The 12,550-nt window shown below is 68.8% G+C and carries 11 protein-coding genes; 1 reads left to right on the plus strand and 10 read right to left on the minus strand.

The genetic code is table 11. From position 1 onward, the window contains the following. Nucleotides 1-3: 3 nt before the first annotated feature. The 10 genes from E6A26_RS00900 to E6A26_RS00945 all read right to left on the minus strand — a co-directional run bounded on the left by E6A26_RS00900 (nucleotide 4) and on the right by E6A26_RS00945 (nucleotide 11,368). Nucleotides 4-1,137, minus strand: a complete 1,134-nt coding sequence (locus E6A26_RS00900; RefSeq protein ID WP_136609299.1) for a 5-methylcytosine restriction system specificity protein McrC — start codon at nucleotides 1,135-1,137, stop codon at nucleotides 4-6. Beyond that, nucleotides 1,134-3,362, minus strand: a complete 2,229-nt coding sequence (locus tag E6A26_RS00905; RefSeq protein WP_211128863.1) for an McrB family protein — start codon at nucleotides 3,360-3,362, stop codon at nucleotides 1,134-1,136. Before E6A26_RS00905 ends, E6A26_RS00900 begins: the two co-directional genes overlap by 4 nt. Before the next feature lie 71 nt (nucleotides 3,363-3,433). After that, nucleotides 3,434-3,793: an iron chaperone gene (locus E6A26_RS00910; protein ID WP_136609300.1), complete on the minus strand. Its 360-nt coding sequence runs from the start codon at nucleotides 3,791-3,793 to the stop codon at nucleotides 3,434-3,436. Nucleotides 3,794-4,036: 243 nt separating this feature from the next. Next, on the minus strand, nucleotides 4,037-4,591 hold the full coding sequence (locus tag E6A26_RS00915) for a dihydrofolate reductase family protein (RefSeq protein ID WP_136609301.1): 555 nt from the start codon (nucleotides 4,589-4,591) through the stop codon (nucleotides 4,037-4,039). Between the two features lies 1 nt (nucleotide 4,592). Then, a complete protein-coding gene (locus tag E6A26_RS00920) occupies nucleotides 4,593-5,243 on the minus strand; it encodes an SDR family oxidoreductase (RefSeq protein WP_136609302.1) in 651 nt (216 codons plus the stop codon). Between the two features lie 301 nt (nucleotides 5,244-5,544). Beyond that, nucleotides 5,545-7,605 carry a phosphocholine-specific phospholipase C gene (locus E6A26_RS00925; protein WP_136609303.1) on the minus strand — a complete coding sequence of 687 codons (2,061 nt, stop codon included), beginning with the start codon at nucleotides 7,603-7,605 and terminating at the stop codon, nucleotides 5,545-5,547. Between the two features lie 255 nt (nucleotides 7,606-7,860). Next, a complete protein-coding gene (locus tag E6A26_RS00930; protein ID WP_234864841.1) occupies nucleotides 7,861-8,331 on the minus strand; it encodes a GbsR/MarR family transcriptional regulator in 471 nt (156 codons plus the stop codon). Then, nucleotides 8,328-9,944 (minus strand): ABC transporter permease, encoded by a 1,617-nt coding sequence (locus E6A26_RS00935; protein WP_136609304.1) that lies wholly within the window; start codon nucleotides 9,942-9,944, stop codon nucleotides 8,328-8,330. Before E6A26_RS00935 ends, E6A26_RS00930 begins: the two co-directional genes overlap by 4 nt. Before the next feature lies 1 nt (nucleotide 9,945). Then, nucleotides 9,946-10,926 (minus strand): ABC transporter ATP-binding protein, encoded by a 981-nt coding sequence (locus E6A26_RS00940; RefSeq protein WP_136609305.1) that lies wholly within the window; start codon nucleotides 10,924-10,926, stop codon nucleotides 9,946-9,948. A gap of 109 nt (nucleotides 10,927-11,035) precedes the next feature. Further along, on the minus strand, nucleotides 11,036-11,368 hold the full coding sequence (locus tag E6A26_RS00945) for a TfoX/Sxy family protein (RefSeq protein ID WP_136609306.1): 333 nt from the start codon (nucleotides 11,366-11,368) through the stop codon (nucleotides 11,036-11,038). A 154-nt stretch (nucleotides 11,369-11,522) separates the two neighbouring features. Between E6A26_RS00945 and E6A26_RS00950 the strand changes: the two genes are divergently transcribed. Further along, entirely contained in the window at nucleotides 11,523-12,383 is an 861-nt protein-coding gene (locus tag E6A26_RS00950) for an NAD(P)-dependent oxidoreductase (RefSeq protein ID WP_136609307.1), read from the plus strand. Nucleotides 12,384-12,550 lie beyond the last annotated feature (167 nt).

Genomic DNA, 12,550 nt, shown 5'->3' on the forward strand with positions numbered 1-12,550 from the left:
GTGCTAGCCGAGATAGGGCTTCACAGCCGCGATGAGTTGATCGCGAACCTCGACCGAGGAGAGCGAGAGGTCCACGGTCGCGGCCCCGAGACGATGGCCCGCCGTGACAAACGACTCGGTCAGCGAACCGTTGACGGCCGGATACAGGAGCAGACCGCCGGCTTCCGCCCCGAGCGGATCCGACGGGGATTCCTGAGCGCGCACCAACGCGTAGAGCTCAAGGAGATGGCCGCTGCGCAGGGTCTCGCGCGCGAACCGGCTCTTCGAGATCGCAGCGGTGAACTTCGTGTCGACGATGAGGCGGCGTCCCTCGGCCCTGTCGTCGATGCAGACGTCGGTCACTGTGTGGGGGAGGACGGCAGCGAGCCCCACGGTCACCTCCGAGGCCTTCCAGTCGACCTTGCGTCCGCGCTGGACCGTCCAGCGGCGGCTCCGGCCGTGGGCCGTGTAGAAGCCCGCCACCGCCCGCTCGAACAGATGCCGGAACTGGCGCTCCGAAAGGGTCCCGCGGCCGTGCCCGGGGGTCATGTAGCCCGAAGGAAGTGCGAGCTGAAGCGCGAGCTTCGCCGCGAGGAGCACGGACCGGTCGCGGGCGTCGTTCCGGGTGAGTCGCAGCTCAGGATCGCGTTCGCCCGCGCGAAGGTTGAGGAGACCCACGCCGAGGCGCCCGAGTCGCAGCGACTGTGCGCGGCAGCGGCGCGAGAGCTCCTCAGGCGCGCACAGGGGAGCAACCGATTCGAGGGCGGTCCGGATCATCCGGTTGCGCGACGTGTCAACCGTGAGCTCCTCGAACCGGCACGCGACGAGCCCACGCGAGAGCAGCTGATGCGACTCGGTGCGCAGGGTGTCGATGGCTCCACGGACGCGGCTGAGGTCTCGGGATGTCGGTGCGAACGCCGGGGTCAGCGGTCGCTTGAGTCGGTCCTCGGTGCTCGCGACCAGAAGCTCGGCCAGCAGTTCGGGCAGCTTCTCCGGGTATTCCTCGATGCCGTCGAATGCCTCAGGACCAGACTGGTAGAACTCGGACGCGTACAGGAGTAGGAGCCACACGTTGCGGAGCGGGATCTCTACCCCGCCCGCAATGACTACGCCCGGGCCGCCATCCTCCGCCGTCGTCCATGCCGACGAAGAGGTCACTCGAAGCCTTCCAGGAGCGCCTCGGTCGCGGCGCTAGCCTTGGCGGCGTCGTCGAACCAGTACTCCTCGAGCGTCGGCACGATCTCGGTGTCCACGACCCCGCGGAACCAGTCGTGGAAGGACGGAACGTGCTCCTCGGCCGGAGGCGTCACGAAGCTGTGGCCCAGGCGGAACTCGCCGCCGAGCGACGGGTCCTCGGCGATGCGGTCGTTGAGCGCCTCGAAGCGCGTTCGCACCAGCTCGAGGTCGTCGGAGCCGACGTTGTGCCGCTTCGCCATCCAGTCTTCCCACGCGTCGTTGACGTTCGGCTCCAGCGAGACGAACGCGAAGCGGCGGCGGAACGCGAGGTCCATGATCGCGAGGGAACGGTCGGCGAGGTTCATGGTGCCGATGATGTACAGGTTGCTCGGCACATGAACGGACTCCGAGCCGGACCGCGGGTACGCGAGCTGAAGGGACTCGCGGGGGGAGCGTTTGCCCGCCTCGATGAGCGTCAGGAGTTCACCGAAGACCTGCACGGGGTTGCCGCGGTTGATCTCCTCGATGAGGACTACGTGAGGCACGTCCGGGTGCGCGTTGGCACGCTCGACCATTTCCAGGAACGGTCCGTCAACGAGGGTCAGCTTGCCGTCGGAGCCGGGGCGCCAGCCGCGGACGAAGTCCTCGTAGCTCGAGTTCGGGTGGAACTGCGTGGCGCGGAGCGCGGACTTGTTGTCCCGGGTGCCGATGAGCGCGTACGCGAGGCGGCGGGCCAGCCAGGTCTTGCCGGTGCCGGGAGGGCCCTGGAGGATGAGGTTCTTCTTCGAACGCCACCGGGCCAGGTAGCCGTGGAGGGCGGGTTCGGGGATGAAGCAGCCGTCCGTGACGATGTCGCGGACCGTGTAGCTCGCCTGAGGCGAGACGGGCGTCGGATCGTCGTCGTCTTCGATCTCGGTCGTCTCGGCCTTCTCGGTGTGGGCTCCGCGGCCGTCCCGCTCGAGGTACGCGGTCCACGAGAGCTCGGGGAACGAGTGCACGGCGAACTGCGGGTCCTCGAACTTGTACACGAGCGTGTCGAGGAGCTGCACGTACGCGATGCCGTCCGCGGCGAAGAAGTCCTGGTCGAGCATGAGCTCGGTCTTGAGGTACTGGCGCGAACGGCCGTCAAGCGGCACGAAGTTCCACGGTCGGATCCAGAACAGCCCCATGGTGAGCTTCGTGCCCACGCGGTAGATGTCGCGAGCGCGGCTGTAGGCCTCGGCAAAGCGCAAGCGGTTGTGGTCCTCGCTCGAGTCCGCAGCGGCGAGGGCCGCCTCGAACACGTCCCACAGGTTGTCGACGTCGTGCTTGTGGCGCGTGGCCGCGGTCGGGAAGAACCAGGAGTTCTGGTTGTTCAGGAGCGGGATGCCGTCGAAGCTCGTCGGCGCGGGGGTCTGGATTCCCAGCAGCTCGGCCCAGCCCGCGGCGATCTCCGTGCGCTTGGTCGGGGTGGCGCCCCGGTTGAACGTGCCCATGACCGTGAAGGGGCAGATGTCCTTGAGCGGCATCGGGTTGTCTCGCCGGTCGCGGTCCACGAGGAAGCTGAGCTCCTCGTGACGCTCCTGGAGGACGGCGAGATGGGCCAGGAGTTCGTCGCGGCGGTCGCGGTAGGCGACGAGGGCCGTGGCCATCTCCTCGTAGAACGCAGTCCACTCGAAGTGCTGCTCGGGCTTCGGATCGAGGTCGGCGAAGCGCTTGGCCCATGCAGGATCGTTGCGGAATCGATCCGTGTCCTGATCCCCATCCCAGAACGCGAAGCGGATGAGCGCCTCACGCATCCAATTGCTCGGCGTCACCTTCCAGATCGTGTGGCGGCCCGTGTGGAGGAACCATTCGCGCGGCTCGGGGAGGAGCGTCCAGTCGACCGCGACGCGGCGTCCGTCCCCTGGATTGGCCACGATCGTTCCGGTGGCGCGGATCGCCATGACGGGAACGGCGTGGCCCCGAGCGTCAAACGGAAGATCGCTGTCTTTGCGGACGTAGGAGGACTTGATCGCGATGCGGTCGCCGATTTTCATCGACTTCACCGTGTCGAAATACCGGTCCTCGAAGCCGTTTTCCCAGATCCCCTCGGCGATGAATCTCGCCATCTGGTCTTGAGGCTCCCGGTCCGAGTAGTACGACCCGACGAACCAATACTGACCCTCGGGAACGCTCGCGTCCGCCATGTTTCCTGCTCTCTGCGCATCGTGCTGGGGGGTGGGCACCCGAGAATTAGATCACGTCAAAATGACCTAGCGGCTAACAGGTGTTGAGTCCAGCTGGGGAGAGCGGAATCTCAGATTCGGCGGAGCTTCGCCTCGATCTCGGCGAGGCGAAGCTGGATGATCTTGCGAATCACGCTGTCCGGGACGGGGTGTTCTGCAGAGAACCGCAGGGTGCCCGCCGCCCAGTCGAATCCTTCTAGCTCGTCCGCGAGCTGCGGCAGGACCTGCCCGCTGAACGGGTAGATAGCGAGGTGCTTCTTCGTCTGCAGTGCGCTCAGAAGTCCCTTGCCCTCTATAAGGAGGGCGGGCATCGCGTAGCTGGTGCCTTCGATGGCCTCGGGGGCCGTCTCCCTGGCGACGGCGACGATCCGTTCGAGCGTCTCGCGGTTCGGTCCGGAGAGCGTGCTGAGGTAGTCCGTGACGGTACCCATGCGAACATCATCCCACTGCACGTCGGCCCAAGGCCCTTGCCGGCGAGGTCGCAAGGCCCGTTGCCGGCAGTCACCCGTTGGCCGGTCGCTGCGGCCGGTCGCGTTCTGCGCACAAGCCGACGCCCATGGTGGGCGCGCGCCGTGATCCGTGGTGCCGATGCGCGATTTCAGTGGAACCCGGCTCCGGGTCTCCGTGCCGAGTCGCCGTGCTGAGCCTCCGCGCTGAGCGCAGTGCCGCGGCGGTCACCGCACGCGGTAGTGGAGGTGGGCGAAGCCGCTCGCGAAGCGTCGGAGCCCGACGAGCTCGAGGTCTACCCGGAAGCTGGGCATCGCGGCGGTGCCGCCACCCACCGAGACCGGGGCCGGGAAGAGATGGACTTCGTCGACGAGCCCCGCAGTGAAAGCTTCGGCCGCGAGACCTGCGCCGCCGATCGCGAGGTCGGCGTGTGCGGTCTCCTTGAGCTCGCGCACGGCGTCGGCGTCGAAGTGGCGCTCGAGTCGGGTCCGCCCGGTGTAGGCGGCCTCGAGCGTGCTCGAGTAGACGATCTTGTCCGCCGCGCGCCACAGGCGTGAGAAGTCGGCGATGACTGCCGGGGCGCCTTCCGCGAAGGAAGGGTCGTCCCACGCTCGCATGACCTCGAAGATGCGGCGTCCGTAGAGATACGTTCCCGCCGGCCGGAGGAGATCGTTGACGGCGGCGTGCACTTCGGCGTCGGGCCGTGCCCAGTCGAACTGGCCGTCGCGGTCGGCGATGTAGCCGTCGGCCGATGTGATCGCAGAGTAGATGAGCTTGGCCATGTCAGAGCGACGCGAGCGCGTCGGGGATAGGGGTGGTGCCCTGGATGAACCCGATGAACTTGCCAACCGTGGCCGGCCGCTTGAGGACCTCCGCGATGACCGCGGCAACGTCCGCACGGCTCACCGTTCCTGGGGTTGTGTGGTCCACGAGCGCGATCTCCCCGGTCCCGGGCTCGAGCGTGAGGGTGCTCGGCGCGGCGATAGTCCAGTCGAGGTCCGTGCCCCGCAGGTAGTCGTCCGCCGCAGCCTTGGACTCCGCGTACGGGAAGAACGAATTCTCGGGGGGCACCCCGTGATCGCGGCGGGCCCCTAGATAGGAGACCATGACGTAACGCTTGACCCCGGCCGTCGCCGCGGCGTCCATGGAGCGGATCGCCGCGTCGCGGTCTACCGCGTAGGTCCGCGAAGGATTCCCGCCGCCAGCGCCGGCGGACCAGACGACCGCGTCGTAGCCCCCGAGGAGGTCCGCAATCTCTTCGGTGCCGAGTTGCTCGATGTCGGCGACGATCGGGTGGGCCCCTGCCGCGACAACGTCCGTCGTGTGGTCCCTGTTGCGGATCACGGCGGTGACGAAGTCGCCGCGCGCCGCGAGAAGCGGCGCCAGCAGCAGCGCGATCTTCCCGTGCCCTCCGATGATGGCTATCCGTGCCATGCGCTGCTCCCTTCGTTGTGCGTCAAACCTGCCGGCGCGTGCTCGCCCCTCCCAGCCGTCCGGCCAGCCGCACCGGGAGGCCCGCGCAGCCCGCCACACAAGCAGACCCGTTCGGGCCTGCCTCACCAAGCCGGCCCCCGGTTCCGGGGCTAGGAGTCACGCTAGCGAGCGCTCGGGTCCACTTCTAGGGCTCGGAACCGCGTGTTGGACGGAACGCGCCGCGCTCCCGTCCGATTGGGAAACATCAACCGGACAGGAGCGCGGCGACAAGGGCGGCGCAGCCGCGGCGAAGGGTCCGGACCTACCGGCCTAGCTGCGGGTCGCTCGTGAGCGGGCGGCCGTTGTCAAGGCGCCCGGCAAGGACGCGCAGGAGCTTCGGATCCGCCGCAGAGGTGACCTTGAGGTCGTACCAGCCGCCCTGCGTCGGGATCACCACGGTCTTGGCCTGGCCCGCGTTGAGCGCGAGGGCCTGCGACCCTGAGCCGTACGCGTCGGTGAGAGTGAGCGCTGCCGCAGCCGAACCGGCGTTCTCGATCCGGAACTGCGCGTGGCCGGCGGCCCCGTCACGGGTCACCGAAACGCGGATGTCCGCAGCCGCCGTCGTCCCTGCGAAGCGGCGGTACCAGCTCGCCGGGCCGTGCATCTGCACGTCGTACTCCGCTCCGAGGGCCCACGAGGCGTCGAGCCCCGAGCCCGCTCCGATCGTGTACGAGTAGGGGCCAGCCGGCAGCAGGTTCGAGCGCACCTGGACGTGTGCGCCGAGTGCACCGCCGTTGGACCAGCGCGCGGCGAGCTTCCCGCCGGAAACCGTGGCCGCGACGTCGAGCGCGTAGCCGAGCGGGCGGGACGGACGCGTGCCCTTCTCCTGGGTCGGCATCGAGTTGACCGCGGGAGGCGTCGGCACGTAGCTCGGGTGCCGGTTGTGGTCCGCGGGCTTGAACGCCGACGTGTCCGGGAGCGCGGGAGCGGTGCCACCGGAGGCCGCGAAGTCGAACGCGCTCGTGAGATCGCCGCACACCGCGCGCCGCCACGCAGAGATGTTCGGCGACTTCACGCCGAAGCGTGACTCGAGGAACTGCACGATCGAGGTGTGGTCGAACGTCTCCGAGCACACCCACCCGCCCATGCTCCAGGGCGAGACGACGATCATCGGCACACGCACGCCGAGGCCGTAGTGGCCCGGGACGTCGGCCTTGCCCGAGAACGTCATGCGGCCGTCGTACCACTCGCCCTCGGTCGAGACGGTCGAGGCGCCCGGGATCTGCGGGGTGTTGGGGTGCGGCGGGACGACGTGGTCGTAGAAGCCGTCGTTCTCGTCGTACATGAAGAACACGGCGGTCTTGCTCCACACATCCGGGTTGGACGTGAGGATGTCCAGGATGTTCGCCGTGTACCAGGCGCCGAAGTTCGGCGGCCAGTTCGAGTGCTCGGTGTACGCCTCAGGGCTCACGATGTAGGAGACCTGCGGCAGCTTCCCGCTCGCCACGTCCTCGCGGAAGATCCGGAACAGGTCGTCGCCGGCCTTCGCGTTGGTGCCCGTCAGAGCCTTCTCGTAGAGCGGGCTCCCCGGCTTCGCGTTCTGGTACTGCGTGAGGTAGAGGAGCGAGTTGTCGCCGTAGTTGCCGATGAACGCGTCGCCGGTCCAGCCCCAATAGCCCGCGGCGGTGAGGCCGTCGCCGGCATCCTGGTACACCTTCCAGCTCACGCCGGCCTTCTCGAGCTCCTCCGGGTACGAGCTCCACGAGTACCCGACCTCGGCGTTCCACAGGTCGGGGCCGCCGGCCTTGTAGTCGTTGCCGTCCCAGCCCGTGAACATGTAGTAGCGGTTCGGGTCCGTGGGGCCGAGGATCGAGCAGTGGTACTGGTCGCAGATGGTGAACGCGTCAGCGAGGGCGAAGTGGAACGGGACGTCGCCGCGCTCGTAGAACGCCATCGTGGCCTCGGACTTGGCGGGGAGCCACTTGTCGTACTTGCCCGCGTTGAAGGCCTCGTGCGTGAGCTTCCACGAGTGGTCGAGGTCTTCCATGTACTGCATGCCGAGGTTCGGCGCGGTCGGGTGGTACGGGAGGATGTCCCGCGTGCCGTTGTTCTGGGCGAACGCATCCTTCCCACTCGGAAGGATGGCCGGGTGCGGGTCCCCGAACCCGCGGACGCCCTTGAGCGTGCCGAAGTAGTGGTCGAAGGCGCGGTTCTCCTGCATGAAGACGACCACGTGCTCGACGTCCTTGATCGAGCCGGTGGCCCTGTTGGCCGGGATCGTGGCGGCGCGCGCGATGCTCTCGCCGAGCATCTCGGCGATCGCCGTCGTGGCGGCCCCCGCGGCAGAGAGCTGGAGGAAATGACGGCGGTTCAGGCTGGGCATGGATGGTCCTCCCTGTGGGCTTCAGTTTTCCTGTAGTCCCCCGCGGGGAGCCTTACACCTCCAGATGACGTGCGGGTTGCGCTGGGTTGAAACCTGAGGCGCAACGGACGACGGCGGGTGGCCCCCCCATGGCAAGCCACCCGCCGCAGATCCGTGGTCCCGTCCGCTTCTAGCGCCGGATTCCCGTGTCGCGCCGCGACACGACGCGCTCCCGACCGGTTGGGAAAGTTCAACCGGACGGGAGCGCGCAGGTTCCTAGACCTCGAGCCGCGCGTGCTCCCATTCGTCGAGGAGCGCCGGCAGCCGCTCCATGAGGAACCTGTAGAACTGGCCCATCTCCTCGACGCGCGTCCGCGCCGCGGACCCGTCGGGGAGCTGAAGTGCCGTGGCGTCCGCGAGGTCGGCGAGCCGTTCGTAGACCGGGTTCTGCCGGAGCGACGCGACGTACCAGGCGTTGTCCGGCAGCGCGTAGCGGTCGCGGCGGCTTCCGGGCTGGGAGACGCGGTGCACGAAGCCGACCGTCTGCAGGTACCGGACGGCCCCGGACACCGCGGCCGGGCTCGCGGCGAGGATCTCGGCGAGCTCGGCCGCGGTCAGCGACCCCTCCGGGGAGACGACAAGCGCCATGAGCGTCCGCGCCGGCATCTTGGGGAAGCCGGCTGCGGTGAGCACGGCCGCGGACGTCTCGGCGCCGTCCGGCATTCGGTTCGCTTCTGGTTCGGTCACGCTGTTCCTACCTCCCTGCGACGCACGGCCACGAGTGCGATGAGCGCGAGGACCACGGCGATGCCGAGCATCCAGAAGCCGCCGCTCCAGTCGGTTCCCGCGCCGGTCGTGACTGGCGTGTGGGTGAACGGCGAGATGTCGCGGACCTTCTGGTCGAAGCCGAGCATCCCGCCGTAGATGCCGAGCACCACGCCCACCCCGAGCAGCGCCCACCCGGCGGCGATCGTGGCGCGCGGCCACACGACGAACACGGCCGCGGGCAGCGAGAGGTAGATGAGGGCGGCGGGCAGCTGGTCGATGGCGGTCTGCCACACGTCGCCGACGGCGCTCGACGTGTCACCCGACGCGACGAGCGAGATCCAGGCCCCGAGGGCGGTGAACAGCATCACGAGCACCATCGAGACGGCGCCGAGCCCGAGGAAGCTCCCGAGCCAGCGCGCGCGCCCGAGCGGGCGGGATAGCACGAGCTCTGCCGTGCCCGCGGCCTCCTCCTGGCGCAGCCGGATGACGGCCTGCAGCCCGCAGGCTGCGGCGAGGATGCCGGCAATCTCGAACAGGGCCGCGACGAGGAGCTGGGTCATCGAGGTGCCCTGCGCTTCGACCATGGCCCGCAGGATCGACGTGACCTGCGGGCTCGAGGTGATCGACGCCTGGATCGCCGAGCCGAGCGAGCCCGTGAGAATACCCGTCGCGAGGCCGCCGACGCACCAGCCGATGATCGACCCCTGCTGCAGACGGAACGCGAGCGAGAACGGCCCGCGGAGCGTGGGCCCCGCGTCCGGGCGTCCGGCCCGCCCGGCGAGGACGCTGGCGCCGACGTCGCGGCGCTCCATGAGACCGACGACGGCGGCGATGCACACCGCCGCGAGCGCGAGCGGAAGGAGCAGCGGCCAGAGCCGGTTGCCGGTGTAGGCGAACGTCTGTTGGCCCCAGCCGATCGGGGAGATCCAGCTCGGCCAGGCCGCGGTCACGGTCATCCCGTCCGTCGAGACCTGCCCGGTCGCGTCCCCGAAGCCCCGGAGCAGGTACGCGATCATGACCACCGCGGAGGAGATGCCGTTCGCGCCTCGCGACGTGCTGAAGAACTCGCCCGCCAGGAGCCCCACCCCGAGGAACGCGAACCCGACCGCACCCGTGGCGAGGCCGGCAACGATCGAGCCAGCCGGATCGAGCCCGCCGCCCATGAATCCGAGCGCGGTCGCCACCGCGACGAGAACGTCCGCGACGAGCCCGTGGACGATCGTCGTGACGAGCGGCGTCCACCGTCCGGCCGAGGTCGAGGAAACGAGCTCGGAGCGCCCCGACTCCTCTTCGGCCCGAGTGTGCCGGACGGCCATGAACGTGTTCATGAGGGCGGCCAGCAGAGCGATGAACGAGAAGATCTCGAAGAACGTGAAGGCGTCCAGCTGGGGCCCGCGGGCCAGGCCGCGCAGCACGAGGATCGCGGGCGTGGCCGTGGCCAGCTGCAGCACCTGGGCGCGCGAGGCCTCGTCCCCGAACGTCTTCCCAATCGCCTCGACGGCGAACCACGCGAGCACGCCGATCGAGAGGATCCAGCTGATGAGCTGCCACCGATCACGGCGGAGCCGCTGCCGGTACAGGACCCAGATCATCTCAGGCTCCCGTCTGCGCTGCGGCGCGGTGGCGCCGGTGGTGAGAGTCGCCGTCGTCGGCCGCTTCGGCGGCCGGCGCGACCGTGTCGCCGTAGTGGCGGAGGAACAGCTCCTCGAGCGACGGCGGCGAGACGAGCAGGCCCTTGACGCCCAGATTGCCGAGGAGGGGGAGGACCTCGTGGACGCGGTCGGAGTCGGCGCCGAACTTGACGCGCCCGTCCGTGACGGTGAGGTCGTGGACCTGGGAGAGGGTCGCGAGGGCGTGGGTGTCCACGCTGTCCTGCGCGAAGGAGATCTCCGTGCGCGTCAGGTGTCGCAGGGCGTCGAGCGTGCCGCCGTCCACGATCTTGCCCGAGCGGATGATGCTCACGCGGTCGGCGAGCTGTTCGACCTCGGAGAGGATGTGGCTTGAGAGCAGCACGGTAGCGCCGTTCTCGCGGGTCACGCGGCGGACCTCGCGCGTGAAGACGGCCTCCATGAGCGGGTCGAGGCCGCTCGTGGGCTCGTCGAAGAGGTACAGCTCGGCGTCGGTTACGAGGGCGGCGATGAGCGCGACTTTCTGGCGATTGCCCTTCGAGTACGCGCGGCCCCGCTTCGAGGGATCGAAATCGAAGATCTCGCTGAGGTGCCGCTTGCGCTCCTTGTAGGCGCGGTCCAAGGTGCTGCCGCGCAGGCGGGACAGGAGGTCGATCGTCTCGCCGCCGGTGAGATTGGGCCAGATGTTCACGTCGCCCGGCACGCTGGCAACCCGGCGATGCAGTTCCACAGCGTCCGTCCACGGGTTGCGTCCCAGCACCGTCGCGCTACCGGACGACGCGCGGGCCAGCCCCAGGAGGATGCGGAGGGTTGTGGACTTCCCGGCGCCGTTCGGGCCCAGGAAGCCGTGAATCTCGCCGGAGCGGACCTCGAGGTCGAGGCCGTCGAGCGCTCTGACGCGGCCGAAGTTCTTGTGAAGGTCGACAGTCTGAATGACGGTGTCCATGACTTTGAGTGTACGGAGTTTTCACAACCTTCTGAATATTCAGAACGCGTTCTTAACACCGGACCGTGGGCGGACGACGGCGGGTCCGGCCGCCGTCGTCCGCTCATGCTTACTTCGGCGGGAGCGAGCCCGCGTAGGCGACGCCAACGTCCACCCAGCGCTCGAGCTCTTCGTCCGAGGCGATCGCCGTATCCGCGACGCGGAGCCAGCCGTCCATGGCCCGGCCCTGCATGATGGCGCGTTCGACGCCGGGATTCGAGCACAGTTCGTCGCTCGCCGAGGGGTCTGCGCGGAGGAGCATCCCGCCTTGCCCGCTCGCGCTCACGGCCATGTTGCCGCCGATGAGGAAGGCGAGACCACCGAACATCTTCTTCTCGGTGAAGTCGGCCTTGCCGACGAGGACATCGCGGATGCGGTCGGCAAGTTCAGTGTCGTAGGCCACGCGATCATCGTCCCAGCGCCCGCCCGTCGCCGCAATCGGCTGGTCCCGTTCTGGTTGAGGCGCGTCCGGCTGGGGGACTAGCGTGGCGGTGATGGAGACCGACGGGGCGGCTCCCGCGGGAGCGCGCTCGGTCCAAATTGGTATGGGAGGCGCCATGGCGAAGACCGTAGCTGTGTTGGGAACCGGAATCATGGGCAGTGGGATGGCCCGCAACCTCGTTGAAGCGGGGTTCGATGTCACGGTCTGGAACCGGAGCCCCGAGAAGGCCAAGCCCCTAGGGGATGTCGGCGCGAAGGTCGCCGAGAATCCAGAGGCGGCGGTCGTCGAGGCCGATTTCGTGATCACGATGCTCTTCGACGAAGACGCCGTCTCTGAGGTCATGCAGCGCGCGCTGTCGGCGATGCGCACTGAAGCCGTGTGGATCCAGAGCGCCACGGTGGGGGTCGACGCCGTCGTCCGTTTGGCCGCGAAGGCGAACCAGGCCGGGATCGCCTACGTTGACGCGCCCGTCCTCGGGACGCGCCAGCCCGCGGAAGAGGGGACGCTCACGGTGCTGGCGGGATGCCCCACTGAGCTGCGCCCGGCCGTCGAGCCTGTCTTCGACGCCGTGGGAGCGCGGACGGTCTGGGTCGGCGAGAAGCCGGGGGACGGGCAGCGGCTCAAGCTCGTGGTCAATTCGTGGGTGCTTTCGATCGTGGGTGCGACGGCGCAGGCCGTCGACTTCGCGCGGAGCCAGGGGCTCGATCCCGCAGTGTTCTTCGAGACGATCGCGGGAGGCGGGACGGACTGCGCGTACGCCCAGCTCAAGGGGAAGGCGATGATCGCCGGCGAGTTCCCGCCCGCGTTCCCGCTCGAGGGCGCGGCGAAGGACGCGTCGCTCATCTCGGACGCGATGCAGGCCGTCGGCACAAGCCCGGTTCTCATGGAGGCGCTGCGCGTGAGCTTCGAGGCAGCGGCCGACGCCGGGCACGCCGAGGAGGACATGGCGGCCGTGGTGACGGCCTTCCATGTGTAGGCGGCCCGCGCGTCGCTTCTGAGGCGACCCGCGCCGTCGACGGACGCCAAACGGACGACGGCGCCACTGAGCTTGCGCTTGATCGGCACCTAGATTCACAGCGTCACCACGGAGACGGGGTGGGCGTGTCATTGACTTGTTGGTGGAGTCCCGGGCTGCGCATGCTG

This window comes from Sinomonas albida, assembly GCF_004919045.1.
Lineage (GTDB): Bacteria > Actinomycetota > Actinomycetes > Actinomycetales > Micrococcaceae > Sinomonas > Sinomonas albida.